This is a genomic window from Sphingopyxis sp. Geo48 (assembly GCF_949769155.1).
In the GTDB taxonomy this organism is placed as follows: domain Bacteria; phylum Pseudomonadota; class Alphaproteobacteria; order Sphingomonadales; family Sphingomonadaceae; genus Sphingopyxis.
Map to the genome: position 1 here is coordinate 58,658 of NZ_CATKPA010000006.1, position 25,743 is coordinate 84,400.

Here is a 25,743-nt window from a genome sequence, read left to right on the forward strand (position 1 = left end):
CATGCTCACCGAAATCAATTTCGACGGCATCATCGGCCCGACGCACAATTATGCGGGGCTCAGCCGCGGCAATATCGCATCGGCGTCAAACGCGGGCGATGTGTCGCAGCCGCGTGCGGCGGCGTTGCAGGGCATCGAGAAGATGCGCCACAATATCGCGCTCGGGCTTCGCCAAGGCTTCTTCATGCCGCTCGACCGGCCCGACGCGCCGTGGCTCGAAATGCTGTGCACCTCGCTCGATACCGCCGAGCCGCACCTGCGCGCGCAGGCGTGGTCAGCCTCGTCGATGTGGGCCGCGAACGCCGCGACCGTCTCGCCCGCGCCCGATAGCGGCGACGGCAAATGCCACCTCACCGTCGCCAACCTCGTCACCATGCCGCACCGCAGCCATGAATGGCCGGGGACGCTGGCGCAGCTGCGCATCGCCTTCGCCAATCCGGCGTTCGCGGTGCATGGTCCGGTTCCCGCGCCGTTCGGCGACGAGGGCGCGGCGAACCATATGCGGCTCTGTTCGGGGCACGGATCGGCCGGCGTCGAAATCTTCGTTTACGGGTTGAGCGGCGGCCGCTTCCCCGCGCGCCAGCATATCGACGCGTCGAAGGCGATCGCGCGCAAGCACAAGCTCGATCCGGCGCGCACGCTGTTCATCCGCCAGTCGGACACCGCGATCCAGGGCGGCGCCTTCCACAACGACGTCGTCGCGGTCGCGAACGAGCATGTGCTGTTCACGCACGAAACCGCCTTCGAGGATCGCGAAGGCGCGCACGCGCAAATCCGCGCCGCCTTCCCCGATGTCGAGATCGTCGAGGTGCCCGCGGGCGCGGTCAGCCTGCCCGAGGCGATCAAATCCTATCTGTTCAACGCCCAGCTCGTCAGCCTGCCCGATGGCGGCATGGGGCTCGTCCTCCCCACCGAAGCGCGCGAGACGCCCGCGGTCTGGACCTGGCTGGAGGCGCATGTCGCGGGCAACGGACCGATCCGCCGCCTGCTGCCGGTCGATGTCCGCCAGTCGATGGCGAACGGCGGCGGCCCCGCCTGCCTGCGCCTGCGCGTTGTCGCCGACCCGTCGACCGTCGACCCGCGCTTCCTGGCCGACCCCGCGAAGCTCGACCGGATCGCCGACGTCGTCGCCGCGCATTGGCCCGAAGCAATCGCGCCCGGCAACCTCGCCTCGACGGCGCTGGTCCGTGACGTCCAGCGCGCGCGTTCGGCGTTGCTGGAGGCGCTGGGGCTGGAGGAATTGATCTGAGGGCAGGTATCGACCGGAAGCTGACCTATCTTTCATCGTCACCCTGAACTTGTTTCAGGGTCCATGGTCTGCCGTTTCCTTGGACGCGGCGCCGGATGCAAGGCCCGGTCATGGATGCTGAAACAAGTTCAGCATGACGAGCTTGGGGCGACCGCTCCCCACCCCAATTTAGACATCCCCTCTTCGTCATCCCGGACTTGATCCGGGATCCAGCGCGGCGTTGAAGTCGTGGACCCCGGATCAAGTCCGGGGTGACGAATGTCTGGAATCCACCCCAAAGCCGCCATCACCCGCAAATAGGCCCTTTCCTACATTATCCGGCTATGCCAGCGTTGATTCCGGCTCTTTCATCTGGTGGATAAAAGCGGTCGCGGCTCAGCTTGCGGATGCGACCGCCGCAAGGTGTGCGGGATGCACTCGGCAATCCTCCAGTCCAAAGGCGAGGTCGCAATGGGCTGAACTTTCCTGAACTTTGGAATCCTCGACACGATGACGAACGAACGCAGGACAGCTTCCCATTCCAATCCGAACCGCCCCTTCCCTCCTCTGTCGGGTTAATTTACAGTTTACCATAAGCCCGGCGCGCCGACTCAAGGATTTGCGCCACTGGCACATCCCTTGCTTCGGGAGATGGTGATGCTGAAAAAAATCGGTCGCCTGTTCGTCATCAAGACCCGCTTCGAAGCGTGCCTGATCATTTATGCCCTTGCCGTCGGCGCCATGGCACGCGGCATGGCGTATATCGACCATTATCCGGGGGTCGGCGGCAAGCTGCTGCTGCTCGCCTGCACCGGCTCGGTCTTCCTTGCCGGCGGGAAGATCTTCGACTGCCTGCGCTACGAAAAGGCGGCCGAGGCGGCGAAGGTGGCCGATTGAGGCGGCGGACTTTCGTCCGTCACCAGTTTGTGCCAAGGCCGATCGCATGAGCAGGATCGGCGGGCGTCCCGAAATCAGCACCCAACATGTCTATGGCCTTACGCTGCGCGTCGCGCGCTGGCGGGCGGGTGCGTCCGGAACGCCGCTGCTGTTCCTCAACGGCATCGGCGCCGACATCGCCGCCGCCGCACCGCTGCTCGCGCAGATTCACGGCCGCGAGGTGTGGACGCTCGACATGCCGGGGGTCGGTGGGTCGCCCGACGCGATCCTGCCCTATAGCGCGCCGACGATGGCGGCGATCGTGATGGAGATCGCCGACCGGTTCGATCAAGCACAGATCGACCTTGCGGGATTCAGTTGGGGCGGCGCGCTGGCCCAGCAAATCGCGGTGCAGTTTCCGGGCCGTATCCGGCGGATGGTCCTGATGGCGACGACGCCGTCGGTCGGCGCGCCCGGCATCGGCTGGGCGGCGCTGCTCGACGACGATATGCTCGCAAGCGGGCTGAAGCTGCCGACCGCGACCCCGCTGGGCCTCACCTATCAGACCATGGCGATGGCGGGCTGGACGAGCGCGGCGATGCTGCCGCACCTCAAGAACACGCCCGTCCTCATCCTGATGGGCGAACGCGACGGCGTCGTCCCCGCGGGCCATGGGCAGGCGATCGCCGACCTGATCGACGGTGCGGTGCTGGAAGTGGTGCCGGGATCGCACCTCTTCCCCTTCACCCACGCCGCGAAGATCGCGACGCGGATCAGCGAGTTTCTGGATCGGCCGGACGCGGCACAAGCCGCCGCTTGAGGAAATCGTCGATCGCCGCGGCGGTTTCGTCGGGCGCTTCCTCCATCGGCAGATGACCGATGCCGTCCAGCAGCACGACCTCCGACCCCGCGATGCGTTCGTGGAAGGTCTCTGCGGCGGTCGGGTTGATCAGCCGGTCCTTCTTGCCGAACAGGATCAATGTCGGCGCGGTGATCGCGCTCACCTGGCTCGCCATCGCGGGCTGGCGGTCCATCCGCGCACGCAGCACCGTCGCCTCGCGGTTGCCGGGGAAGCGGAGCAACTCCCAATAGCGATCGATCATCGCGTCATCGACGATGTCCTGCTTCTCGATCGATCCGCGCAGCGATTCCTCGACGAGCGAACGCGGCGTGATCTGTGTCGCGAGCCAGCGGCCGATGGGATATTGGAGGACGCGGAAGCCGACGTTCGACGGCGGCGCCTTTTCGCCCTTGCGCAGCGGCATTCCTGCGGCGTCGATCAGCAGTAGCGCGTCGATCCGCTCGGGCCGCGCCAGCGCATAGCGCCATGCGACCCAGCCGCCCATCGAATTGCCGCCGACGCTGAAATGGTCCAGCGCCAGCTTCGCCATCACGACGTCGACCGCCGCCATCATGCCGTCGGCGCTGTAATCGGTGTCGGGGGTGGCGCCGGTGAGCCCATGCCCCGGCAGGTCGAGCGTCACGATGCGGTAGGTGCCTCCAAGCCGCTTCACCAGCGGCTCCCACGTCTGAAGGCTGGCGTTCGAGCCGTGGAGCAGCAGCAGCACCGGCCCGTCGCGCTTGCCCTGATCGCGGTAGTGGACGCGCTGTCCCGCCGGCCCCGCAGCGAAGGCGGCGCCCGGCCCGCCATATTTGGCGATCATCGCATCGCGGTCGGTGTCGGGGGTACGCAGAACGAGGAAGGCGACGACGATCGCGAGCAGCAGGCCGAGCGGGATCAGGACGCGCTTGCGACGGAACAGCGGACGCCGCGGCGGCAACGGTTCGAAATCATCCTCGTCGATCGTCTGCATATGCCCCCCTCCGAGCATGCGGACCCTAGCTCCGATGCCCGTCCCGTCAATCCACCCTATTGGTGAATCGGTCGGCGGAAGGTTTCGGGAAGGAACAACAGGCCGACGACGACGGTCGATGCCGCGACGATGACCGGATACCAGAGGCCGTAATAGACATTGCCCGTCGCCGCGACCATCGCGAAGGCGGTCGTCGGCAGAAAGCCGCCGAACCAGCCATTGCCGATATGATAGGGCAGCGACATCGCGGTATAGCGGATGCGGCTGGGAAAGAGCTCGACCAGAAGCGCCGCGATCGGGCCGTAAACCATCGTCACCAGCAGCACGAGCCAGAAGAGAATTGCGACGACGAGCGGCTTGTTCATCGCGGCGGGAGCGGCCTTTTCGGGGTAGCCCGCGGCGGCGGTCGCGGCGGCGAGCTCCTTGCGGAACGCCTCGGCCGCGCCCGCGCGATCCTCCTCGGCAAGGCGCCAGGGATCCGGCGCGATCAGGATTTTCTTGCCGACCCAGACGTCGGCGCCCTCGCCCGTGATCTGCGCGCGCGTCACGCTTGTGTAGCTCACCCCCGCCCTCGCCAGCGCCGATTTGGCGATGTCGCAGCCGGTGCTTTCGAACTTGTTCTTGCCGACGGGATCGAACTGGAAGGCGCACGAGCCGGGATCGGCGGTGACGGTTACCGCCGCGGCCTCCTGCGCCTTTGCCATCGCCGGATTGGCGGCGGTGGTGAGAAGCTGGAAGGCGGGAAAATAGGTGAGTGCGGCAAGCGCGCAGCCCGCGAGGATAATCGGCTTGCGTCCGATCCGGTCGCTCAGCCAGCCGAACAGGATGAAGAAGGGGGTGCCGAGCGCCAGCGCGATGGCGATCAGGATGTTCGCCATCGCACCGTCGACCTTCAGCGTCTTTTCGAGGAAGAAGAGCGCATAGAATTGCCCCGCGTACCAGACCACGGCCTGCCCCGCGACCGCGCCGAACAGCGCGACGAGCACCCATTTGAGGTTCGCCCAGCGGCCGAAGGCTTCGGTCAGCGGCGCCTTCGACGTCGTCCCTTCCTCCTTCATCTGCCTGAAGACCGGGCTTTCCTCGAGTTGGAGGCGGATCCAGAGCGAGACGCCGAGCAGCACGATCGAGATCAGGAAGGGAATGCGCCAGCCCCAGTCGGCAAACGCCTGTTCGCCCATCGCCGAGCGCGCCGCGATGACGACGAGCAGCGCCGCGAACAGGCCGAGCGTCGCTGTCGTCTGGATGAAGCTGGTGAAGAGCCCGCGTTTCCCCTCGGGCGCGTGCTCGGCGACATAGGTGGCGGCGCCGCCATATTCGCCGCCGAGCGCGAGCCCCTGGAGCAGGCGGAGGCCGACGAGCATCGCCGGGGCCGCGGTACCGATCGAGGCATAGGTTGGCAGCAAGCCGACGAGAAAGGTCGAGAGGCCCATCAGGCCCATGGTGACGAGAAAGGTGTTCTTGCGCCCGACGAGGTCGCCGATGCGCCCGAAGACGAGCGCGCCGAACGGTCTTACGGCGAAACCCGCCGCGAACGCCGCGAGCGCGAAAATGAAGCCGGTCGTCTCGTTGACGCCCGAAAAAAATTTCGCCGAGATGATCGTCGCGAGCAGGCCGTAGAGGTAGAAATCATACCATTCGAAGATCGTACCGAGCGATGAGGCAAGGATGACCTTGCGCTCGCTCTGGCCGCTATCGATGGGTGATGCTACCCCTGCGTCCGTCATTCGCTACCCCCTGGCCCAGTTACGGCGCGAAGGGTACCCGGTGGCGGACTTCGGTCAATGGCGCAGATGCACCAACCCCCACAACTTCGTCATTGCGAGCGAAGCGAAGCAATCCAGAGCGGTTTAGCCCACCCTGGATTGCTTCGTCGCTACGCTCCTCGCAATGACGAGGGTTTTCGTATCAACCGACGCGCTTAACCGCGCCCTTGTGCGCACCGACACTCTTGTTGCGCGGGCGGAAGCGGCGCTTGCGCTGGCCATCGGCGCCCTCGGCGGTGGCACCGTCACGGCGCGGACCGCGATCACCACGGGGCTTGTTCGCGTCGCGACCCCGCAAGGCTTCGTCGCGCTGACGCTGCGGGTTGCGGCCCTGGCTGCCGGTGTCGCGCGGCGGCTGCGCCGGCTTGGGCAGGTTGCGTACCAGCTCGTTGAAATTCTCGGGCAGCGGCATCGGCTCGGACTTCGACCGCGTGACGCGCTCGATGTCGCGCATGTACGGACGCTCGTCGGGGGCAATGAAGCTGATCGCCTTGCCTTCGGCGCCGGCGCGCGCGGTGCGGCCGATGCGATGGACATATTGTTCGGGCACGTTGGGGATCTCGAAGTTGATCACATGGCTGACCCCCGACACGTCGATACCGCGCGCGGCGATGTCGGTCGCGACTAGCAGCTTGATGTCGCCCGAGCGGAAGGCCTGCAGCGCATGGGTGCGCTGCGACTGGCTTTTGTTGCCATGGATTGCCATCGCCTTGATGCCCGCGCCCGAGAGGTGGCGCACGACGCGGTCGGCGCCATGCTTGGTCCGGGTAAAGATCAGCGCGCGGTCGATGTCTTCGCGGGCGATGACCGAATGCAGCAGCGCCTGCTTTTCCTTCTGCTCGACGAAGGTCGAATATTGGCTGATCTTTTCGACCGTGGTCGCGGCCGGCGTCACCGATACGGTGACCGGATCCTCGAGGAACTGTTCGGCGAGGTGCGCGATCTCCTTCGGCATCGTTGCCGAGAAGAACAGGTTCTGGCGGCGCGAGGGCAGCAGCTTGGCGATACGGCGCAGCGAGTGGATGAAACCCATGTCCATCATCTGGTCGGCTTCGTCGAGAACGAAGATTTCGACATCGTCGAGGCGCAGCGCGCGCTGGTCGATCAGATCGAGCAGACGGCCCGGGGTGGCGACGAGGATGTCGACGCCCTGCGCCAGGTCGCGGATCTGCTTGTTGATCGGCACGCCGCCGAACACGGTCGAGACGCGCAGCTTGGTGAAGCGACCATAGTCGCGGCAGCTCTGCGCGATCTGGGCAGCGAGCTCGCGCGTCGGCGCGAGGACGAGCATCCGGCAGCTGCGCGGATTGGCACGGTGCGGATAGGTCAGCAGATGATGGATCGACGGCAGCGAGAAGCCGGCGGTCTTGCCGGTGCCGGTCTGCGCGATACCGCAGAGGTCGCGGCCCTTCATCAGCGGCGGGATCGCCTGCGTCTGGATCGGGGTCGGGACGGTATAATCCTTGGCGGCAAGCGCGCGATTGATGTCGGCGTGCAGGCCAAAGTCGTTGAAAGTCGTCATAAAATACTCACATAGGGCGACGCGCAGGCGCATCCGTTCGCATCGAACGGACGGCGCACGGCCGCGGGTTCGAAACGACCCGCGTGAAAGGGTGCCTCAAGGGGACAAAGCGCTGATCCGGCTCGCCCGCGCCTGAAAATGGACGGGAAATCACGCTGCCGGTGGTTGCGGCGGGGAAACCCGCCATGCTGCGCTGCACAACATATGGCATAGCGTGCGCAATTTTGCAAGCCGGTTACGAATGTTAGTGTCGCTACGCCTTGTCGCCGCCCTTTTCTTTCGTCATCAAACGCGATGGAGGGAGAGCGATATGGCCGAAAAGATCATCGTCATCGACGAGGGCACGACCTCGACCCGCACCATGCTGTTCGATGCCGATGGCACCCCGCTCGGCAGCGCGCAGCGCGAGTTTCGCCAGCATTATCCCGGCCCCGGCCTGGTCGAGCATGATGCGGCCGAAATCTGGACTGCCACGCTCGACTGCACGCGCGACATCGTCGAGCAGGCGGGCGGGGCGCATCAAGTGGCCGCGATCGGTATCACCAACCAGCGCGAGACCGTGGTGTTCTGGGACCGCAAGACCGGCGAACCGCTCGCCCCGGCGATCGTCTGGCAGGACCGTCGCACCGCCACCGACTGTGCAGCGCTGAAGGAAGCGGGGCACGAGGCGGCGGTGCAGGCGAAGAGCGGCCTGCTGCTCGATCCCTATTTTTCGGGCAGCAAGATCGGCTGGGCGCTGAAGCATTGGCCGCAGCTTCGCGATGCCGGCGACCGGCTCGCGGTCGGGACGATCGAATCCTACCTCGTCTTCCGGCTGACCGGCGGCATCCACGTCACCGACGCGACGAACGCCTCGCGCACGCTGTTGATGGACATCAACGGCGCGGGCGGCTGGGACGCCGATCTGTGCGGCCTGCTCGGCGTGCCAATGGGCCTGCTTCCCGAAATCGCCGGCTGCACCACCGCCGTCGGGACGACCGACCCCGACCTGTTCGGCGGCCCGATCGCAATCAGCGGCATGGCGGGCGACCAGCAGGCGGCGACGATCGGGCAGGCGTGCCTGTCGCCGGGGCAGACCAAGGCGACCTTCGGCACCGGCGCCTTCATCCTGTCGGCCAGCGGGCGCGAGCGGCCGGTGTCGACGAACCGCCTGCTCGCCACGATATTGGTGCAGGAGGGCGACGCGCGCTCCTATGCGCTCGAGGGATCGGTGTTCGTCGCGGGGAGCCTGATCAAATGGTTGCGCGACGGGCTCGGCCTGCTCGCGAGCGCGGGCGAGAGCGAGGGGCTCGCGCGGTCGGTTCTCGACAATGGCGGAGTTTATCTGGTTCCCGCCCTCTCCGGTCTCGGCGCGCCGCACTGGCGGCCCGATGCGCTGGCGGCGCTGTCGGGGCTCAGCTTTGCGAGCACCAAGGCGCATGTCGCTCGCGCCGCGCTCGAGGCGCAGGCGTATCAGGCTTATGACCTGAAATCGGCCTTCGCCGCCGACGGGGTCGACTGGGCCGAGTTGCGGATCGATGGCGGTATGGCGGCGAACGACTGGATGGCGCAGGACCTGGCCGACATTCTGGACCTCGTGGTAGAGCGGCCCGGCTTCGTCGAAAGCACCGCGCTGGGCGCGGCGATGCTGGCGGCAACCGGCGCGGGGCTCTATCCCGACCTTGCCAGTGCCGCCGCCGCGATGCGCGGCACCGCGACGCGCTTCACGCCCGCGCTGGAGGCCGACAAACGCAAAACGCGCCTTGCCGGCTGGCAAAGCGCGCTTGCAAAAGTCCTCGGCTGAGGAAGCGAATTAACGCTTGAGGGTGAGGCCACCGAAGCGCTTGTTGAACTTCGCAACCTGGCCGCCCGCGTCGAGCATACGGCCCGTGCCGCCGGTCCACGCCGGATGCGCCGTCGGGTCGATTTCGAGCGTCATCACGTCGCCCTCTTTGCCCCAGGTCGAGCGCGTCTGATATTCGGTGCCATCGGTCATCTTGACCGTGATCATGTGATAGTCGGGGTGAATGTCTTTTTTCATGTCCTGGCTCCTGTGCCGCCGGTTACCGACCGGCGACTGAGTCGATGCTGTCCCCGTCACGGGGCCCGCGAAGCGGCGTCCCCTAACGGCGAATCTTGGAAATTGCAACACCTACGCTCGTCATCCCCGACCTGATCCGGGATCCATCGCAGGCGTTGAAGTTGTGGACCGCGGATCAAGTCCGGGGTGGCGAAAGGAGGTATCGCTCAGTCGCTCGGCGGATCGGCGATCATCGCGGTGAACTGGCATTCGGTCGCGAGGCTGCCGTCCAGTATCGCCTTGCCCTCGAACTTGCAGATGTTGCGCTTCGCCTGAAGGATGGTGACGTGCAGGTCGAGCAAATGCCCCGGCTCCACGGGTTTGCGGAATTTCACTCCGTCGATGCCCATGAAATAGACGAGCTTGCCCGATCCCGCGAGGCCGAGCGATTCGATCGCGAGCACGCCGCCCGCCTGCGCCAGCGCCTCGACGATGAGGACGCCGGGCATGATCGGCCGGCCGGGAAAATGCCCCTGGAAAAAGGGCTCGTTCATCGTCACCGCCTTGACCGCGTGGATCGAGGTGTCCTTCACCATCGAAACCACCCGGTCGACGAGCAGCATCGGATACCGATGCGGGAGCAGGCTCAGGATCCGGCGGATATCCGCCGGACCCAGAGTTTCGCCCGCGTTTTCCCCGTCCGCCATTTGACTTAGCGGGTCGTCGGCGCGCTGCCGGTCGGCGCCGCAGGAGCTGCGCCCGGCTGCGCGTTGCGCGCGGCGTCCATCAGCTGCTGGTTGCGCTGCTGGACGAGCTGGCCGGGCTGGTAGCCGGCGGGAACCGTGATCGACACGTTCGGCAGCAGGCGGTTGATTTCGGCGACGACAGCGTCGGTGATGTCGACGTTGTTTTCGCGCGCGAGGACGGCTTCGGGGTTGACCAGCAGGTCGACCTTCTTCGCGGTCATCGCGGCCTTGATCGCTTCGTTCATGCGAACGCTGATCTGGTCCTCGACATAGGCGACGGCCAGGTCGATCGGCGCGCTGATGCGCTGCAATTCGGCCGTCGCGGCCTGGCGCTTGTCCTGCACGGCCTTCGCGGCGGCCTGGAGCGCGGCCTGGTTCTGCGGGGTCTTCTTCGCTTCTTCGTTATATTTGGCGACGAGGACGTTGAGTTCTGCCTGCAGCGTCTGGCCGCGGGTTTCCTGCTGGTCGATCTGCGCCTTGTAGGTCGTCTGGATCTGCTGCGAGGCGACGGTGAAGGCGTTCGACCTGGCGGCGGCGGCGCGAAGGTCGGCGACGGCGACGGCCTTCGCCTGCGCCGCGGCGGGAACGGCGACGATGGGCGAAACCGACAGCGCGGCAATGGCGAGCGCCGAGGCGGTGAAAATTTTCTTCATCAGAATTGGGTTCCTACGTTGAATGAGAAGCGTTTGGTATCGTCACCCTCTTCTTTGCGGAGGGCGTAAGCGAAGTCGATGCGGAAGGGCCCGAACGGCGAGTTCCAGTTGACCCCGGCGCCGATCGCCACGCGCGGCATCCAGGTGTTACCGTAAAAACGTTCTTCGAACGGCGGCAGCGGCGAGAAGCCGTTCGCAACGTCGCAGGTCGAATAGAGCGGCGTCGTGCTGCCGGCCGTCAGGGTCGCGAAGGTCGTCTGGCCAGTTGTCGAGTTACGGCATTTCCACTTGGTCAGGCCGTCCGACGGATCCTTGAAATCGGCGAGCGTCGTCAGCGTCGGGCGCTTCACGCTCCACACCGACCCGACGTCGAGGAACACCGACGGACGCAGCCCGAGTTCCTTGGCGCCGGTCCCCAGCGGAATGTCCATCTCGATCCGGCCCTGATAATAGGCGCGGCCGCCGAGGGCGTCGTCGATCAGGTTGTTGCGGTTGCCGAGGTCGTCGTTGAGCACCGGGTTGGCCGGGTCGGCCAGGTCGACGTCGGTGAAGCGGATCACGCGCGGACCGATGCCGCGGATGTCGAAGCCGCGCATCTGCGGTTCGCCGAGGAAGAAGCGGTCGGTCAGGCGGACCTTGTCGCTCGTCGGGCTCGGGGCATTGCCGAACGGATAGATATAGCCACCCTCGGCCGAGATGTTCAGGATGAAGCGGCTGCCAAGGTTGAAGTGCTTCGATCCCGACAGACGCGTGCGGACATATTTGACGCTGCCGCCGAGGCCGGCGAAATCCTGGCTGAGCGACAGCGACTGGCCGCGCGTCGGGCGCAGCCGGTTGTCGCGGTCGTCATAGGCGAGCGTGAAGCCGACGAGCGAGGTCGTCCGCGTACCGATCGCGTCGCACAGATAGCGGCCCGCGACGAGCGGATCGCACTGACCGCCGAAATAGTAGAGATTCTTGTCGAGCGTCACATCGTCATAGTTCAGGCTGTAGCGCCCGAAGAAGGACATGAACTCGGTCAGCGGCACGCCGACGTTGACCTGGAAACCCGTCGTCGTCTGCTCGAACGTCGTTTCGCGGTCGTTGTTGATGAAGTTGAACGAGTTGAGATCGCGGCGATAGACGCTGCCGCCGATCGAGATATTGCGGTCGAACAGATAGGGCTCGGTAAAGCCGAGCTCGATCGATTTCGAATAGCTCGAATAGTTGACCGACGCCTGCAGCTGCTGGCCGAGGCCGCGGAAGTTGCGCTGGCGGATCGAGGCCTGGAGCAGGAAGCTTTCGATCGACGAGAAGCCCGCCGACAGCGACAGCTCGCCGGTCGGCTTTTCCTCGACATTGGTTTCGAGGATGATGCGGTCGGGGGTCGTCCCTTCCTTGCGCTCGATCTCCAGATTCTCCTGGAAATAGCCGAGGCTGTTGATGCGGTTCTCGGTGCGCTTGACGCCGAAGCTGTTGAAGGCGTCGCCTTCGTTGAGGCGGAATTCGCGGCGCACCACCTTGTCGTGGGTCAATGTGTTGCCGTTGACGTCGATCCGTTCGACATAGGTGCGCGGGCTTTCGCCGACATCGAAGGTGATGTCCATCGTGCGCGCTTCGGGATCGCGGCGAAAATCGGGATTGATGTCCGCGAAGGCATAGCCGAACAGGCCGGCCGTCTCGCTGAGGCTTTCGACCGTATCCTCGACCTGCTTCGCATTGTACCAGTCGCCGGTCTTCATCGGCAGCAGTTTCTGCAACATCTCCGGCTTGAAGTCGCGCAGGTCGCTCTTCACGTCGACCTTGCCGAACTTGTAGCGTTCGCCTTCCTCGACCACATAGGTGATGATGAAGTCCTGCTTGTTGCTCGTCAGCTCGGCGACCGCCGAGATGACGCGGAAGTCGGCATAGCCGTTCTGCAGGTAGAAGAGACGCAGCTTCTGCTGGTCGTAGGCGAGGCGATCGGGGTCGTAGCTGGTGTTCGACGACAGGATCGTGAGCAGCCCCGACTCCTTGGTCGCCATCTCGTCCTTGAGATCGCCGTCGCTGAACTTCTCATTGCCGATGATGTTGATCTGGCGGACCTTCGACTTCGGCCCCTCGTTGATCTCGAACACCACGTCGACGCGGTTCTGGTCGAGCTGGACCATCTTCGGATCGACGGTCGCTGCAAAGCGGCCCTGCCGCTTGTAGAGCTCGATGATGCGCGCAACGTCGGCGCGGACCTTCGAGCGGGTGAAGATCTGGCGCGGCGCAAGCTTGATCTCGGGCCGGATCTTGTCTTCCTTCAGGCGCTTGTTGCCTTCCAGGATGACGCGGTTGATCACCGGGTTTTCGGCGACCTGGATCGTCAGCGCGCCATTGTCGTCGCTGATCTGATAATCCTTGAACAGCTCGGTCGCGGCGAGATCCTTCAGCGCCTGGTCGAGCACCGAACGGTCATAGTTCTGGCCGACGCGCAGGCGCAGGTACGACAGGATCGTCTGCGCCTCGAGGCGCTGGTTGCCGACGATATTGATCGACTTGATCGTCGCGGCGGTCGGCGCGGCTTCACCCGAAGGCGCGGGCACGCTCGATGCGGGGACGGTGGGCGGTGCGACCTGGGCGGCGGCGGCAACAGGCCATGCCAGCATGGTTCCCGCCATAAACAACGCCGACCGCTGCGCCCGGCGCTTGAAATTCTGTGATGCCACGCTGTTCATCCCGCAAAACTAACTCAAAAGCGACCAACCCGCTTCCCCGCAGGTTGGCGCGCACTCCCTGCCCCAGTCCGGCTATCCAATCAAGCGCGCGATCCGGTCCCAAAGGCCGAATGAGCCCAAATCATTGAAAGTTACGACCAGCATCAGCGATACGATCGCGGCAAAGCCGAATCGAAACGCCCATTCCTGCGCCTGTGCGGGCGCGGGCCGGCGTCTGATCGCCTCATAGGCATAGAAAAGCAAATGGCCGCCATCGAGCATCGGCAATGGCAAGAGATTTATGAACCCCAGATTGATGGAGACGAAGGCGATGAAGAAGATCAGCGTCTCTGGCCCGAGGCTGGCCATCTCGCCCGATTGCTTGGCAATCCGCAACGGGCCGCCCATTTCTTTGACCGAGCGCTGACCTGTCACGAACTGGCCGAGAATGTGCCCGGTTATTCGCACCAGCCCCCAAGTCTGGCTGGTCGCTGCCTGCACCGCGGCGACCGGTCCGACGGTCGTGTCGACCGGATTGGTCGGCAGGATACCGATAATCGCGCGTTCGTACTTGTTTCCGAACGGGTCCGTTTCGGTGACGATCTGCGGCCGCAGCGTCACGTCGAAGCGATCCCGACCGCGCTGGATGTCGAGACGCGCCGGCTTGCCGAGATCGTAACTGACCGCCATCCGGATATCTTCGAAACTCTCCATTGTTCTGCCGTTGATCGCGACAATGCGGTCGCCGACCTGCAACTTCGCTTCGGCGCCTGCGCTGTTCGGGGCGATGCTGCCGATGACCGGCGGAGTCTGCGGCACACCATAGGCCATGTTGAAGGCCGCGAAGATCAGGATCGCGAACAGGAAGTTGGTGACCGGACCCGCTGCCACGATCAGCGCGCGCTTCCAGACCGGCTGTGCCGGAAAGGTATGCGAGCGTTCGGCGGCGGGGAGCGATTGCCATTCGGCATCGGGCTGGCTCACCGCGTCGCGGTCGCCTGCGAACTGGACGTAGCCGCCGAGCGGCAGCCAGCCGATCTTCCACTCGGTCCCGCGCTTGTCGGTCCAGCCGAGGATCTTTCGTCCGAAGCCGATCGAGAAGGTATCGGCCTTCACCCCGCACCAGCGGCCGACGATATAATGCCCATATTCGTGGACGAAGACGAGCGGCCCGAGGACAAGCAGGAAACCGACGAAATAGAGCCAGACCGGCACATCATGCATGTTCGTAATGGTCCACAAAATGCTGCGCAGCCGCGCGAGATGCGGCATCGACGCTGAATATGTCCTGAAGCGAAGCCGGCACTGCGGGCGCGTCTGCATCGATCACCCGGCGCACCGTATCGACGATCGCGGGGAAGGAGATGCGTCCGGCAAGGAACGCCGCGACCGCGACTTCGTTGGCGGCGTTGAGCTGCGCCGGGCGGGCGCCGCCCTCTGCGATTGCCGCGCGGCACAGTGCGGTCGCGGGAAAACGCTCCTCGTCGGGCGCCTCGAAGTCGAGCCGCGCGAGGCTGGCAAGGTCGAGCGGCGCGCATGGCGTCGCCATCCGCTGCGGCCAGGCGAGCGCGCTTGCGATCGGTATCCGCATATCGGGCGACCCGAGCTGCGCAAGGGTCGAGCAATCGACATATTCGACGAGACTGTGGATCACCGACTGCGGATGGACGAGGATTTCGATGCGGTCGAGTCCGACGGGGAAAAGATGATGCGCCTCGATCAGTTCGAGCCCCTTGTTCATCATCGTCGCCGAATCGACGCTGATCTTCGCGCCCATCGACCAGTTGGGATGCGCGACCGCCTGCGCCGGGGTGACGGTCCGCATCTCCTCGGCGCTCCTGGTGCGGAAGGGTCCGCCGCTCGCGGTCAGGATGATCCGGCGCACCTGCTCGATGCGGCCGCCCGCAAGGCACTGGAAGATCGCATTATGCTCGCTGTCGATCGGCAGGATCGTCGCGCCCGCTTTGCGCGCTGCCGCGATCATCAGTTCGCCCGCCGACACCAAAGATTCCTTGTTGGCAAGCGCGACGTCATGGCCCGCTTCCAGCGCGGCCATCGTCGGGGCGAGCCCCGCCGTGCCGACGATCGCCGCGAGAACCAGATCGGTCGGCCGGGTCGCCGCTTCGGTCAACGCCGCCGCCCCCGCCGCGACGCCGATATTCGTGCCGGCGAGGGCCTGCTTCAGCGCATCGTATCGACCCTCGTCGGCGATGACGACAAACTCGGGACGGAATTCGAGCGCCAGCCGCGCGAGTTCGTCCACGTCGCTGTTCGCGGTCAGCACATCGACCCGCCACGCCTCGCGATCGCGGCGGACGAGATCGAGGGTCGATTGCCCGACCGATCCCGTGGCGCCGAACAAGGAAAGGCGGCGCGTCATCTCAGCCGGCCGCCCGCACCGCGATGTGCCCCGCGAACGCCAGCGCCCCGAGCAGCAGCGCCACGGGCAGCAGCCCGTCGACGCGGTCGAACAGGCCGCCATGTCCGGGGATGAGCTTGCCCGAATCCTTGACCCCGGCGCGGCGTTTCATCCAGCTTTCGCCGAGGTCGCCGAGTTGTGCGAGCAGCCCCATGAACAGGCCGATCCACAGCGGCACGCCGACGATGCCGCCGCGGTCGCCGATCGTCGCGCTGGCAACGAGCGCGGCAATCATGCCGCCGATCAGCCCCGACCAGGTCTTTGACGGGCTGATCTTCGGCGCGAGGCGCGCACCGCCGAAGGCGCGGCCGGCGAAATAGGCGCCGATATCGGTCGCCCAGACCATGCCGAAGACCCAGAGCGCGGCGGTCATGCCCAGCTGCTCGCGGATGAACCAGAGTCCCGCCATCGCGCCGAGGATCGCGACCGGGCCAAGCGCCGTCAGCGCCGCCTTTGCCCCGCCGCCGAGCCCCATCGCGCGCACGAGAGCGAGCCATTCGACCACGACGAGCGCGCCGCCGACGAGGAGCAGCAGCCCGAATGCGATACCACCCAACCACAGCGCGATGCCCGCGATCGCGAACAGCACGATCGCCGAACCCACCCGCGTCAAAAGGTCCGACCTAGCAGCAGCCATATCCTAAAGCCCCCCGTAGCGGCGCTCGCGCCGTGCAAAATGATCGAGCGCCGCCTGCAGGTCGGCGGGCTTGAAATCCGGCCACAATTTGTCGGTGAAATAGAGCTCGGCATAGGCCGACTGCCAGAGCAGGAAGTTCGACAGCCGCACTTCGCCCGAGGTGCGGATGAGGAGATCGAGCGGCGGCAGGTCGGCGGTGTCGAGATGCGCCTCGATCGCCTCGGCCGTGATCGGGCCGTCGGCCGCGGCGGCGTTCGCCGCGCGCACCAGCTCGTCCTGCGCGCCATAGTTGAGCGCGACCGCCAGCGTCGTGCGGCTGTTGCCCGCCGTGCGTTCGAGCGCGCCTTCGATCAGTTCGACGACATCGGGTGCCAGCGCACGCCAGTTGCCGATGATCTTCAGTCGCACGTCATTCGCGGCGAATTCGTCGAGGTCGGAGAGGATGAAGCGCTTCATCAGCCCCATCAGGTCGCTGACCTCTTCCTCGGGCCGTTTCCAGTTCTCGGAACTGAAGGCGTAGAGCGTCATCGCCTCCAGCCCCATTTCGCCAGCGGCGCGCACGATCGTGCGCACCGCCTCGACACCGGCCTTGTGCCCGGCGACGCGCGGCAGAAAGCGCTTCTTGGCCCAGCGGCCGTTGCCGTCCATGATGATGGCAACATGGCGCGCGCCGTGACGGGGATCAGACACGGGCCAATTCCCCAAGCGATGGCGAGGGGCTCGTTCGAGCGCCGCGGGACCCGACGCCAAGCAGGGGCCTCGACTTCGCTCGGCATAGCCCCTCGTCTTCGCGCGGGGATACGGAAGCTTTTGACCAAAACGTCGCGCGAACAGGCACTAGCCCAGGATTTCCTTTTCCTTCGCCGCCGCCGCCGCATCGATCTCTGCAATCGTGCTGTCGGTGAGCTTCTGGACGTCGGTTTCCGACCGCTTACGCTCGTCCTCGCTGATTTCCTTCTTGTTCTCGTCGGTCTTCAGATTGTCCATGCCGTCGCGGCGGACGTTGCGGACTGCGACGCGCGCCTTTTCGGCATATTGCCCTGCGAGCTTCGACAGCTCCTTGCGGCGCTCCTGCGTCATTTCGGGGATCGGCAGGCGGAGCAACTGGCCGTCGACGATCGGGTTGAGCCCGAGGCCCGCCGAACGGATCGCCTTGTCGACCGGGCCGACGTTCGCCTTGTCCCACACCTGCACCGCAAGCATCCGCGGCTCGGGGACGCTGACCGACGCCACCTGGTTCAGCGGCATGTGGCTGCCATAAACTTCGACCGTGATCGGATCGAGCAGCGCCGTGTTGGCGCGGCCGGTGCGCAGGCCCGCAAGGTCGTGCTTCAGCGATTCGACCGCGCCGTGCATCCGGCGTTCGAGGTCGGCCTTGTCATATTTCGGCATCTGTCTTTCCTCTCTTGATTCTGTCAGTCGTCGGCGCGGACGACCGTGGCAACGCCCTCGCCCGTCAGCACGCGCGCCAGATTGCCGGCCTCGCGAATGTTGAACACGACGATCGGGATATTGTTATCGCGGCATAGCGCCACCGCGCTCGCGTCCATCACCTTCAAATTGTCGGCGAGCACGCGGTCATAGCTGAGGCTGTCGTAGCGGACCGCATTCGGATCCTTCTTGGGGTCGGCATTATAGACGCCGTCGACGCTGGTGCCCTTCAAGAGCGCGTCGCACTTCATCTCCGCGGCCCGCAGCGCGGCGCCGCTGTCGGTGGTGAAATAAGGCGCCCCGACACCCGCCGCGAAGATCACGACTCGGCCCTTGTCGAGGTGGCGTTCGGCGCGGCGGCGGATCACCGGCTCGCACACCTTGTCCATCTCGATCGCCGACTGGACGCGGGTTTCGACACCAAGCTGTTCGAGCGCATTCTGCATTGCGAGCGCGTTCATCACCGTCGCGAGCATCCCCATATAGTCGGCCTGCGCGCGGTCCATGCCCTTGGCGGCCCCCGCCATGCCGCGGAAGATGTTGCCGCCACCGATCACGAGGCAGATTTCGAGCCCGCGATCCTTCGCCGCCTTCACCTCGGCCGCCATGCTCGCGACCGTTTCGGGATCGATGCCGAACGGGGTCGAGCCCATCAGCGCCTCGCCCGACAGTTTGAGCAGGATGCGTTTCATGCCGGGCAAAGCCATGTGCGGGGGGACCTCTTATATTCTTCGGATATGCGAATGGCGCGCACCCTAGTCAGAGTACGCGCCATTGCCAAGCGGACTGCCACGTCCTTGGCGCAGCAATCCGATTCTGTTTTTAAACGCCAGCGGCCGCCGCGACTTCCGCCGCGAAGTCGCTTTCTTCCTTCTCGATGCCTTCACCGAGCTGGAAGCGGACGAAGCCCTTGAGCGTGATCGTCGCGCCGACATCCTTGCCGGCGGCGGCGACGACTTCGGCGACCGGGGTCTTGCCGTCGATCACGAACAGCTGCGACAGCAGCGCGTTTTCCTTGCGGAACTTGGCGATCGAGCCGTCGACCATCTTCGCGACGATGTCGGCGGGCTTGCCCGACTGGGCAGCCTTTTCCTCCGCGATCGCGCGCTCGCGCGCGACGAGGTCGGCGTCGAGGTCGTCGCCGTTCAGCGCCAGCGGGAAGGCGGCGGCGACATGCATCGCCAGCTGCTTGCCGAGCGGTTCGAGAACGTCGGCGCCGGCGGTCGATTCGAGCGCGATCAGCACGCCGATCTTGCCCATGCCGGGCGCCGCCGCGTTGTGGACATAGCCCGTGACGACGCCCGAATTCACCGACAGGATGGCGGCGCGGCGCAGCGACTGGTTTTCACCGATCGTCGCGATGTTGCTGGTCAGCTTCTCGCCGACGGTGCCGCCGGTCGGATAGGCCGCGCTACCCAGCGTTTCGATGTCGGTGATGTTGTTCTGAAGTGCGACCTGCGTCACTTCGCGGACGAATTCCTGGAACTGCTCGTTCTTGCCGACGAAGTCGGTCTCGCTGTTCACTTCGACGAGCGCGCCCTTGGTGCCGTCGGTGGCGAAGCCGACAAGGCCTTCGGCGGCGACGCGGCCGGCCTTCTTGGCGGCGGCGGCGAGGCCCTTGGTGCGCAGCCAGTCGATCGACGCTTCGATGTCGCCGCCATTTTCGGCGAGCGCCTTTTTGCAGTCCATCATGCCGGCGCCGGTGCGGTCGCGCAGTTCCTTGACGAGAGCGGCCGTAATCTCAGCCATGGGATATTCCTTTCCAAAAGCGGCGGACGCTTGTTCGATCCGCCGTCCGCCGCGCGCATGGCGGCGGGATAAGTCAAAGTGATGACCGGGACGGCGCGCGCGGAGCGCCGCACCGTCCCGTCACCCACAGAGCGGATTATGCGTCGCTCTGACGTTCGGTTTCGGCAGCCGCTTCGGCGGGAACCTGTTCGTCTTCGGTCGCCGGAGCGGCAGCTTCGGCCGCCGGCGCTTCTTCGGTCAGCGCCGGTTCGGCGACGGGCTCGACGGCCGCGCCCAGGTCTTCGCCGCGATCGGCGCGGGCCTGCTGGCCGCCACGGGTCGCCGCCTGGGCAACCGCGTCGCAGTAAAGGCGGATCGCGCGCGCGGCGTCATCGTTCGCCGGAACCGGGAAAGCGATGCCGTCGGGCGAGACGTTCGAGTCGAGGATCGCGACGACGGGGATGCCAAGGACATTGGCTTCCTTGATCGCCAGCTCTTCCTTGTTCGCGTCGATCACGAACATCACGTCGGGAATGCCGCCCATGTCGCGGATGCCGCCGAGCGACATTTCGAGCTTGTCGCGTTCGCGGGTGCGGTTGAGCACTTCCTTCTTGGTGAGGCCCGAGGTGTCGCCCGAGAGCTGCTCTTCGAGCGTCTTGAGGCGCTTGATCGAGTTCGAGATCGTCTTCCAGTTCGTGAGCATGCCGCCCAGCCAGCGGTGGTTGACGAAGTGCTGACCCGACGCGCGGGCCGCATCGGCGATCGGACCCTGCGCCTGGCGCTTGGTACCGACGAACAGCACCTTGCCGCCGGCGGCCGAAGTCGAGGCGATGAAGTCGAGCGCGCGCGCAAAGAGCGGCACGGTCTGCGACAGGTCGAGAATGTGGATGCCGTTGCGCGCGCCGAAGATGTACGGCTTCATGCGCGGGTTCCAACGGTGGGTCTGGTGGCCGAAGTGGGCGCCAGCTTCGATAAGATTCTGCATCGTGACGACAGGTGCCGCCATGGTATTTCTCCTTCCGGTTGATCCTCTGGAAAGCAAGAACCGGGTTCCGCAAGCGGATGGTCCCGGCACCGGTTTATGTGCGCCTTCCATGTGGAATGGGCGGGCGGTTAGACGCGATTCTCAGAAAAAGCAAGGGGCGGCGGCGCTTTTCAGCCATCGTTCGTCGCAGCGCGAAATATCGGATCGTCGGCAAAGTGACTCCGTTCATCGCATTTTGCTTGAGAACAAAACAAGAACATGGAACGAAAGGCGCAACGAAGCCGTAGCAAGAAGCGGTTTCGCGGGAAACGAAGCCGAAAGGACACAAGATGGTTCAGGTCGCTGCCGCTCTCCTCTTCGCCATTGCCGCCGGTCTCGGCGTTGCGGTCATTCTCGCGATGTTCCGTAGCAACGCCGATGCGATCCTGTCGGCGCTCGCCGGCGATGGCGCCTTCCCCCATGCATCCGCGCCGCAGCCGGGCCCGTCATCGACCGTCATCAAGCTGCGCCCTTCGGCACCGCGCCACCACATCTCGCGCGCCGTCACCGCCCGCCCGCAGTTCAGCCGCGCCGCCTGACCTTCGCGTAGCTTGCAAGCCCGAAGGGGATCAGCGCCACATAGACGGTGCTGACCGCGAGCAAGGTATGCCAGGGCGCGGTGACCAGCGCCGCGCCGAGCAGGCCGACGCCGGCGAGCGCGAATAAGCGCCACGACCGGCGCAGGCGGATCGACGACCAGCTGTACGTCGGGATCGCCGAAATCATCAGCATCGCGACGGCGAGCCCCCACGGCATGACGACATACCATTCGCGGAACAGGTCGCTGCCCGTCACCAGCCACAGATAGACGGGAACGAAGGCGAGCCCCGCCCCGGCCGGCGCCGGAATGCCGGTCAGGAAGCCTGCCGACTTGTGCGGCTGAAACTCCGAATCCATCCGCGAGTTGAACCGAGCGAGCCTGAGCGCGCAGCACACGGCGATAGCGAGCGCGGCGGTCCAGCCGAACTTCGGCGCATATTGCAGCGACCAGAGGAACAGGATCATCGCCGGCGCGACGCCGAAGGCGATCACGTCCGACAGCGAATCGAGCTCGGCGCCGAATTTGCTCTGCGCGCGCAGCAGCCGCGCGATGCGTCCGTCCATCCCGTCGAGCACGCCGGCGAAGATGATCGCGGCGAGCGCCTTGTCCCACTCCTCGCCAATCGCGAAGCGGACGCCGGTCAGCCCGAAGCACAGCGCGAGCGCGGTGATCGCATTGGGCGCGAAAGCACGCAGCGGGATTCCGCCGAGCCGACGCGCTTCCGCGCCGATGCCGTCCTGCGCTTCGTCGGCCACGCTACTGCCCGACGCCGTCGAGGATTTCGGCCTTGCCGATCCGCGCGACGACCGTTTCCCCCGCCAGCGTGCGCTGGCCGAGCAGCACTTGCGGAGTCGTACCCGCCGGTAGATAGACATCGACGCGGCTACCGAAACGGATAAGCCCGACGCGCTGGCCGACTTGAAGCTCGGTCCCCATGCTCACGAAGGGCATGATGCGCCGCGCGACGAGCCCGGCGATCTGGGTGAAGCCGATCCGCACCCCGTCGGCGCGTTCGACGACGAAATGCTGCCGCTCATTCTCCTCGCTCGCCTTGTCGAGGTCGGCGTTCAGGAATTTGCCCGGGATATAGACGAGCTTGCGCAGCGTGCCCGCGACGGGGGTGCGATTGATATGGACGTCGAACACGCTCATGAAAATCGAGACGCGCAGCATCAGCGGATCGGCAAGACCATCGGGTCCGGCGATTTCGGGCGGCGGCGCGACTTCGGCGATCTGCGTCACCAGCCCGTCGGCGGGCGCGATCACGACATCGCTGCCCGTCGGGGTCACGCGCACCGGATCGCGGAAGAACGCCCCGACCCAGGCGGTGACGCCGAGCATCAGCCAGCCGAGGATCTCCCAGCCGAGAAGCCAGAAACAGAGGGTGACGATACCCGCGATCAGCAGGAACTTGCGGCCTTCGGGATGCACCGACGGCCAGCGCCACTTGATACCGCCACCGGGACGGTTCGAGGAAATGGTTGTGGACATGGGCAGTCTTCTAAGGGGCCGGTTCCGCCGTGACAACGGAATAAGACACCAGGATTGCCGCATGATCGCCGCCGGCCCGGCTGCGACGGGGCAGTTGCACGATCGCGCGGCTTTGCCTAAGGCCCGCTGCAACTCCGACTCCCCAAGGAAAAGGCTTAAAGCATGGGCAAGATCAAGGTAGCCAACCCGGTCGTCGAACTCGATGGCGACGAAATGACCCGGATCATCTGGCAATGGATCCGCGAACGGCTGATCCTGCCCTATCTCGACATCGACCTGCACTATTACGACCTCGGCATCGAGGAACGCGACCGCACCGACGACAAGATCACCGTCGAGGCCGCGAATGCGATCAAGAAGCATGGTGTCGGCGTGAAGTGCGCGACGATCACCCCCGACGAAGCCCGCGTCGAGGAATTCGGCCTCAAGAAGATGTGGAAGTCGCCGAACGGCACGATCCGCAACATCCTGGGCGGCGTCGTGTTCCGCGAACCGATCGTCATGAAGAATGTCCCGCGCCTCGTCCCCGGCTGGACCGACCCGATCGTCGTCGGTCGTCACGCCTTCGGCGACCAGTATAAGGCGACCGACTTCCGCGTCCCCGGTCCCGGCAAGCTGCGCCTGGTGTTCGAGGGCGAGGACGGCACGCTGATCGACGAGGAGGTGTTCCAGTTCCCCTCGTCGGGCGTCGCGATGGGCATGTACAATCTCGACGATTCGATCCGCGACTTTGCGCGCGCCAGCCTGAACTATGGCCTCGCGCGCGAATGGCCGGTGTATCTGTCGACCAAGAACACGATCCTCAAGGCCTATGACGGCCGCTTCAAGGATCTGTTCGAGGAAGTGTTCCAGGCCGAATTCAAGGCGAAGTTCGACGCGCTCGGCATCGTTTACGAGCATCGCCTGATCGACGACATGGTCGCCTCGGCGCTCAAGTGGAGCGGCAAGTTCGTCTGGGCCTGCAAGAATTACGACGGCGACGTCCAGTCGGACACGGTCGCGCAGGGTTTCGGTTCGCTCGGCCTGATGACCAGCGTGCTGATGACCCCCGACGGCAAGACGGTGGAATCCGAAGCGGCGCACGGCACCGTCACGCGCCACTATCGCATGCACCAGCAGGGCAAGGCGACTTCGACCAACCCGATCGCGTCGATCTTCGCCTGGACCGGCGGGCTCAAGCACCGCGGCAAGCTCGACGGCACGCCCGAGGTGACCAAATTCGCCGACGACCTCGAAAAGGTCTGCGTCGCAACGGTCGAGAGCGGCAAGATGACCAAGGATCTCGCGCTGCTGATCGGTCCCGACCAGAACTGGCTGACGACCGAAGGCTTCTTCGAGGCGATCGTCGAAAATCTCGAAAAGAAGATGGGCGCATAAACAAGCACAAAGCTTGAGATAGACGTCTAGCCAATCGGGGCCGGCCTGCATAAGGTCGGCCCTTATGGTATCGGAGACAGAAACCTCGGCGATCGGCAACGCGCTGGTCGTATTGGGCGCCGCGGGCATCGTCATTCCGGCCTTCGCGCGGTTCCGGATTTCGCCGGTCATCGGCTTCATCCTCGTCGGCCTGCTCGTCGGCCCGTCGGGGCTCGGCGCCCTCGCCGCCGACTATCCATGGCTGAAACATGTCACCATCGGCTCGGTCGAGGACATCGCGACGTTCGGGGAATTCGGGATCATCCTGCTGCTCTTCTCGATCGGGCTCGAACTGTCGTTCCGCCGCCTTTGGCAATTGCGGACCTTGGTCTTCGGCATCGGCGCCGCTGAACTGTTCGTCGGCGGCGCGATCCTCGGCACCGCTTTGCTCCTGTTCGGCGAACATTCGACTGCCGCCGCCTATGGCCTTGGCATCGCGCTCGCCCTCTCCTCAACCGCGCTCGTGCTGCCGATCGCCGGCACCAAGTCGGCGGTTGGGCGTGCCTCCTTTTCGATGCTCTTGTTCGAGGATCTCGCGCTCGTCCCGATCATCTTCATCCTCGCCGCGCTGTCGCCGGCCGCATCGGGCGACAGCGCCGAGCTGCTGCTGACGACGTTGTGGCATGGCGCGCTCGTCGTTGCGGCGCTTGCGATCGGCGGCTGGTTCCTGTTGCCGAAAATCTTCGCGCAGGCGGCGCGCGCCAAGGATCCCGAACTGTTTCTCGCCGCGAGCCTGCTCGTCGTCATCGTCGCCGCGCTCGCGACCGCTGCGGTCGGCCTGTCGCCGATCGTCGGCGCGCTGCTCGCCGGGCTGATGATCGCCGAGACCGAGTATCATAACGAGGTCGAGGCGATCACTGCGCCGTTCAAGGGGCTGGCGCTCGGGGTGTTCCTGATCAGCGTCGGCATGGGGCTCAACCTCAAGACCATCGCCAGCCAGTGGCCGGAGCTCGTCGCGGCCGTGGTCGGCGTCGTGCTGATCAAGGCCGCGGTCACTGCCGCGCTGCTGCGCTTTTCGGGGCAGGTCCGGCGCGGCACCGCGGCCGAGGTCGGGCTGCTGATGGCGAGCCCGTCCGAAACCACCTTGATCGTCCTCACCACCGCGCTGCAGGCGCAGCTGATCAGCCGCGATACCGCCGAATTCTGGCAGCTCGTCACCGCGATCGGCCTGACGATCACGCCCCTGCTCGCGCGCGTCGGGCACGACATCGCGCGGCGGATCGAGATGCGGACGGGCGACACGCACGCCGAGGAGACGCCCGAGGGGCGCACGGTCATCGTGGGCTTCGGGCGCGTCGGGCGCACCGTTGCCGAGCTGCTGCGCGAACATGGCCGACCCTATATCGCGGTCGATGCCGACATCGACACCGTCGCCGCCGCAAGGCGGGACGGTTTCGTCGTTCGGTTTGCCGATGTCGCCCGCCCGGGGGCGCTCGACAGGCTGGGGATCGAAAGCGCACAGGCGATCGTGCTGACGATGGACGATCCGGTGCAGCAGCTCCGCATGACGCGCCAGCTCAAGCAGAAGCACCCCGATCTGCCGATCATCAGCCGCGCGCGCGATGCCGATCATGCCGCCGCGCTGTACAAGGCCGGCGCCAACGACGCCGTGCCCGAAACGCTCGAGAGCTCGCTACAGCTCGCCGAGGCGGTGCTGATCGACCTCGGCGTCGCGATGGGGCCGGTGATCGCGTCGATCCACGATGTGCGCGCCAAGATGCGCCATGACATCATGACCAAGGGCGACCTCGATCACGAGCCGCGCATCAGCAAGCTGCGGACGCCTGGAAGCTGA

24 protein-coding genes are annotated in these 25,743 nt (G+C 65.5%); 7 read left to right on the plus strand and 17 right to left on the minus strand.

All coding sequences use genetic code 11. The annotated features are described in order from the left end of the window. Position 1: 1 nt before the first annotated feature. The 3 genes from QOL79_RS17010 (at position 2) to QOL79_RS17020 (ending at position 2,924) form a co-directional block, all read left to right on the plus strand. A complete protein-coding gene (locus tag QOL79_RS17010; RefSeq protein WP_283420246.1) occupies positions 2–1,249 on the plus strand; it encodes an N-succinylarginine dihydrolase in 1,248 nt (415 codons plus the stop codon). Positions 1,250–1,885: 636 nt separating this feature from the next. After that, complete coding sequence (locus QOL79_RS17015) at positions 1,886–2,125, plus strand: hypothetical protein (RefSeq protein ID WP_058457611.1); 240 nt, start codon at positions 1,886–1,888, stop codon at positions 2,123–2,125. Between the two features lie 46 nt (positions 2,126–2,171). Further along, positions 2,172–2,924, plus strand: coding sequence for an alpha/beta fold hydrolase (locus QOL79_RS17020; RefSeq protein WP_283420247.1), 753 nt, complete (start codon positions 2,172–2,174; stop codon positions 2,922–2,924). On the opposite strand, the gene QOL79_RS17025 is transcribed toward QOL79_RS17020, so the two are convergent. The 3 genes from QOL79_RS17025 to QOL79_RS17035 all read right to left on the minus strand — a co-directional run bounded on the left by QOL79_RS17025 (position 2,878) and on the right by QOL79_RS17035 (position 7,203). Further along, positions 2,878–3,918 carry an alpha/beta fold hydrolase gene (locus QOL79_RS17025; protein ID WP_283420248.1) on the minus strand — a complete coding sequence of 347 codons (1,041 nt, stop codon included), beginning with the start codon at positions 3,916–3,918 and terminating at the stop codon, positions 2,878–2,880. The two genes, QOL79_RS17020 and QOL79_RS17025, sit on opposite strands and share 47 nt — an antisense overlap. 56 nt (positions 3,919–3,974) lie before the next feature. After that, a complete protein-coding gene (locus QOL79_RS17030; RefSeq protein WP_283420249.1) occupies positions 3,975–5,642 on the minus strand; it encodes an MFS transporter in 1,668 nt (555 codons plus the stop codon). A 181-nt stretch (positions 5,643–5,823) separates the two neighbouring features. Then, entirely contained in the window at positions 5,824–7,203 is a 1,380-nt protein-coding gene (locus QOL79_RS17035) for a DEAD/DEAH box helicase (RefSeq protein ID WP_283420250.1), read from the minus strand. A 310-nt stretch (positions 7,204–7,513) separates the two neighbouring features. On the opposite strand from QOL79_RS17035, the gene QOL79_RS17040 reads away from it, so the two are divergent. Beyond that, positions 7,514–8,986 (plus strand): glycerol kinase, encoded by a 1,473-nt coding sequence (locus QOL79_RS17040; RefSeq protein ID WP_283420251.1) that lies wholly within the window; start codon positions 7,514–7,516, stop codon positions 8,984–8,986. A gap of 9 nt (positions 8,987–8,995) precedes the next feature. On the opposite strand, the gene rpmE is transcribed toward QOL79_RS17040, so the two are convergent. The 12 genes from rpmE to rpsB all read right to left on the minus strand — a co-directional run bounded on the left by rpmE (position 8,996) and on the right by rpsB (position 20,482). Then, positions 8,996–9,223 (minus strand): 50S ribosomal protein L31, encoded by a 228-nt coding sequence (gene rpmE, locus QOL79_RS17045; protein ID WP_058457605.1) that lies wholly within the window; start codon positions 9,221–9,223, stop codon positions 8,996–8,998. 206 nt (positions 9,224–9,429) lie between these two features. Beyond that, complete coding sequence (fabZ, locus tag QOL79_RS17050; protein WP_283420252.1) at positions 9,430–9,909, minus strand: 3-hydroxyacyl-ACP dehydratase FabZ; 480 nt, start codon at positions 9,907–9,909, stop codon at positions 9,430–9,432. A 5-nt stretch (positions 9,910–9,914) separates the two neighbouring features. Next, positions 9,915–10,601 (minus strand): OmpH family outer membrane protein, encoded by a 687-nt coding sequence (locus QOL79_RS17055; protein WP_058457607.1) that lies wholly within the window; start codon positions 10,599–10,601, stop codon positions 9,915–9,917. Next, complete coding sequence (gene bamA / locus QOL79_RS17060) at positions 10,601–13,282, minus strand: outer membrane protein assembly factor BamA (protein ID WP_282949919.1); 2,682 nt, start codon at positions 13,280–13,282, stop codon at positions 10,601–10,603. The genes QOL79_RS17055 and bamA overlap by 1 nt, the downstream gene beginning before the upstream one ends. A 72-nt stretch (positions 13,283–13,354) precedes the next feature. Further along, positions 13,355–14,485 carry an RIP metalloprotease RseP gene (gene rseP / locus QOL79_RS17065; protein WP_283420253.1) on the minus strand — a complete coding sequence of 377 codons (1,131 nt, stop codon included), beginning with the start codon at positions 14,483–14,485 and terminating at the stop codon, positions 13,355–13,357. After that, on the minus strand, positions 14,478–15,641 hold the full coding sequence (locus QOL79_RS17070; RefSeq protein WP_283420254.1) for a 1-deoxy-D-xylulose-5-phosphate reductoisomerase: 1,164 nt from the start codon (positions 15,639–15,641) through the stop codon (positions 14,478–14,480). The genes rseP and QOL79_RS17070 overlap by 8 nt, the downstream gene beginning before the upstream one ends. Before the next feature lies 1 nt (position 15,642). Then, positions 15,643–16,317 (minus strand): phosphatidate cytidylyltransferase, encoded by a 675-nt coding sequence (locus tag QOL79_RS17075; RefSeq protein WP_283420255.1) that lies wholly within the window; start codon positions 16,315–16,317, stop codon positions 15,643–15,645. A gap of 3 nt (positions 16,318–16,320) precedes the next feature. Beyond that, complete coding sequence (gene uppS, locus QOL79_RS17080) at positions 16,321–17,007, minus strand: polyprenyl diphosphate synthase (protein WP_282949916.1); 687 nt, start codon at positions 17,005–17,007, stop codon at positions 16,321–16,323. A 147-nt stretch (positions 17,008–17,154) separates the two neighbouring features. After that, complete coding sequence (frr, locus tag QOL79_RS17085) at positions 17,155–17,709, minus strand: ribosome recycling factor (protein WP_283420256.1); 555 nt, start codon at positions 17,707–17,709, stop codon at positions 17,155–17,157. Positions 17,710–17,732: 23 nt separating this feature from the next. Beyond that, positions 17,733–18,455 (minus strand): UMP kinase, encoded by a 723-nt coding sequence (gene pyrH / locus QOL79_RS17090; RefSeq protein ID WP_058457262.1) that lies wholly within the window; start codon positions 18,453–18,455, stop codon positions 17,733–17,735. 115 nt (positions 18,456–18,570) lie between these two features. Continuing rightward, positions 18,571–19,497, minus strand: a complete 927-nt coding sequence (gene tsf / locus QOL79_RS17095; RefSeq protein ID WP_282949915.1) for a translation elongation factor Ts — start codon at positions 19,495–19,497, stop codon at positions 18,571–18,573. Between the two features lie 136 nt (positions 19,498–19,633). Continuing rightward, on the minus strand, positions 19,634–20,482 hold the full coding sequence (gene rpsB / locus QOL79_RS17100) for a 30S ribosomal protein S2 (protein WP_283420257.1): 849 nt from the start codon (positions 20,480–20,482) through the stop codon (positions 19,634–19,636). A gap of 308 nt (positions 20,483–20,790) precedes the next feature. On the opposite strand from rpsB, the gene QOL79_RS17105 reads away from it, so the two are divergent. Beyond that, positions 20,791–21,039 carry a hypothetical protein gene (locus QOL79_RS17105; protein WP_058457259.1) on the plus strand — a complete coding sequence of 83 codons (249 nt, stop codon included), beginning with the start codon at positions 20,791–20,793 and terminating at the stop codon, positions 21,037–21,039. Here the strand turns inward: QOL79_RS17105 and QOL79_RS17110 are convergent. Both QOL79_RS17110 and QOL79_RS17115 read right to left on the minus strand, forming a co-directional pair. Then, positions 21,023–21,796 carry a CDP-alcohol phosphatidyltransferase family protein gene (locus QOL79_RS17110; protein ID WP_231729150.1) on the minus strand — a complete coding sequence of 258 codons (774 nt, stop codon included), beginning with the start codon at positions 21,794–21,796 and terminating at the stop codon, positions 21,023–21,025. The two genes, QOL79_RS17105 and QOL79_RS17110, sit on opposite strands and share 17 nt — an antisense overlap. Before the next feature lies 1 nt (position 21,797). Beyond that, a complete protein-coding gene (locus tag QOL79_RS17115; protein WP_058457258.1) occupies positions 21,798–22,532 on the minus strand; it encodes a phosphatidylserine decarboxylase in 735 nt (244 codons plus the stop codon). A gap of 162 nt (positions 22,533–22,694) precedes the next feature. On the opposite strand from QOL79_RS17115, the gene QOL79_RS17120 reads away from it, so the two are divergent. Together QOL79_RS17120 and QOL79_RS17125 are read left to right on the plus strand one after the other, a co-directional pair. Next, entirely contained in the window at positions 22,695–23,909 is a 1,215-nt protein-coding gene (locus QOL79_RS17120; protein WP_058457257.1) for an NADP-dependent isocitrate dehydrogenase, read from the plus strand. A gap of 64 nt (positions 23,910–23,973) precedes the next feature. Further along, the gene (locus tag QOL79_RS17125; RefSeq protein ID WP_283420258.1) at positions 23,974–25,743 is read left to right on the plus strand and encodes a cation:proton antiporter domain-containing protein; all 1,770 of its coding nucleotides are present in this window, start codon (positions 23,974–23,976) and stop codon (positions 25,741–25,743) included.

What these genes read in the sequence shown, in the direction of transcription:
- QOL79_RS17030 (WP_283420249.1), bottom strand. Translation starts at nt 5,642, where the DNA reads ATGACGGACGCAGGGGTAGCATCACCCATCGATAGCGGCCAGAGCGAG.
- QOL79_RS17010 (WP_283420246.1), top strand. Translation starts at nt 2, where the DNA reads ATGCTCACCGAAATCAATTTCGACGGCATCATCGGCCCGACGCACAAT.
- QOL79_RS17025 (WP_283420248.1), bottom strand. Translation starts at nt 3,918, where the DNA reads ATGCAGACGATCGACGAGGATGATTTCGAACCGTTGCCGCCGCGGCGT.
- QOL79_RS17015 (WP_058457611.1), top strand. Translation starts at nt 1,886, where the DNA reads ATGCTGAAAAAAATCGGTCGCCTGTTCGTCATCAAGACCCGCTTCGAA.
- tsf (WP_282949915.1), bottom strand. Translation starts at nt 19,497, where the DNA reads ATGGCTGAGATTACGGCCGCTCTCGTCAAGGAACTGCGCGACCGCACC.
- QOL79_RS17115 (WP_058457258.1), bottom strand. Translation starts at nt 22,532, where the DNA reads ATGTCCACAACCATTTCCTCGAACCGTCCCGGTGGCGGTATCAAGTGG.
- QOL79_RS17020 (WP_283420247.1), top strand. Translation starts at nt 2,172, where the DNA reads ATGAGCAGGATCGGCGGGCGTCCCGAAATCAGCACCCAACATGTCTAT.
- QOL79_RS17040 (WP_283420251.1), top strand. Translation starts at nt 7,514, where the DNA reads ATGGCCGAAAAGATCATCGTCATCGACGAGGGCACGACCTCGACCCGC.
- pyrH (WP_058457262.1), bottom strand. Translation starts at nt 18,455, where the DNA reads ATGGCTTTGCCCGGCATGAAACGCATCCTGCTCAAACTGTCGGGCGAG.
- QOL79_RS17070 (WP_283420254.1), bottom strand. Translation starts at nt 15,641, where the DNA reads ATGACGCGCCGCCTTTCCTTGTTCGGCGCCACGGGATCGGTCGGGCAA.
- QOL79_RS17075 (WP_283420255.1), bottom strand. Translation starts at nt 16,317, where the DNA reads ATGGCTGCTGCTAGGTCGGACCTTTTGACGCGGGTGGGTTCGGCGATC.
- QOL79_RS17120 (WP_058457257.1), top strand. Translation starts at nt 22,695, where the DNA reads ATGGGCAAGATCAAGGTAGCCAACCCGGTCGTCGAACTCGATGGCGAC.
- QOL79_RS17125 (WP_283420258.1), top strand. Translation starts at nt 23,974, where the DNA reads ATGGTATCGGAGACAGAAACCTCGGCGATCGGCAACGCGCTGGTCGTA.
- fabZ (WP_283420252.1), bottom strand. Translation starts at nt 9,909, where the DNA reads ATGGCGGACGGGGAAAACGCGGGCGAAACTCTGGGTCCGGCGGATATC.
- rpmE (WP_058457605.1), bottom strand. Translation starts at nt 9,223, where the DNA reads ATGAAAAAAGACATTCACCCCGACTATCACATGATCACGGTCAAGATG.
- rpsB (WP_283420257.1), bottom strand. Translation starts at nt 20,482, where the DNA reads ATGGCGGCACCTGTCGTCACGATGCAGAATCTTATCGAAGCTGGCGCC.
- QOL79_RS17105 (WP_058457259.1), top strand. Translation starts at nt 20,791, where the DNA reads ATGGTTCAGGTCGCTGCCGCTCTCCTCTTCGCCATTGCCGCCGGTCTC.
- frr (WP_283420256.1), bottom strand. Translation starts at nt 17,709, where the DNA reads ATGCCGAAATATGACAAGGCCGACCTCGAACGCCGGATGCACGGCGCG.
- rseP (WP_283420253.1), bottom strand. Translation starts at nt 14,485, where the DNA reads ATGCATGATGTGCCGGTCTGGCTCTATTTCGTCGGTTTCCTGCTTGTC.
- bamA (WP_282949919.1), bottom strand. Translation starts at nt 13,282, where the DNA reads ATGAACAGCGTGGCATCACAGAATTTCAAGCGCCGGGCGCAGCGGTCG.
- QOL79_RS17035 (WP_283420250.1), bottom strand. Translation starts at nt 7,203, where the DNA reads ATGACGACTTTCAACGACTTTGGCCTGCACGCCGACATCAATCGCGCG.
- QOL79_RS17055 (WP_058457607.1), bottom strand. Translation starts at nt 10,601, where the DNA reads ATGAAGAAAATTTTCACCGCCTCGGCGCTCGCCATTGCCGCGCTGTCG.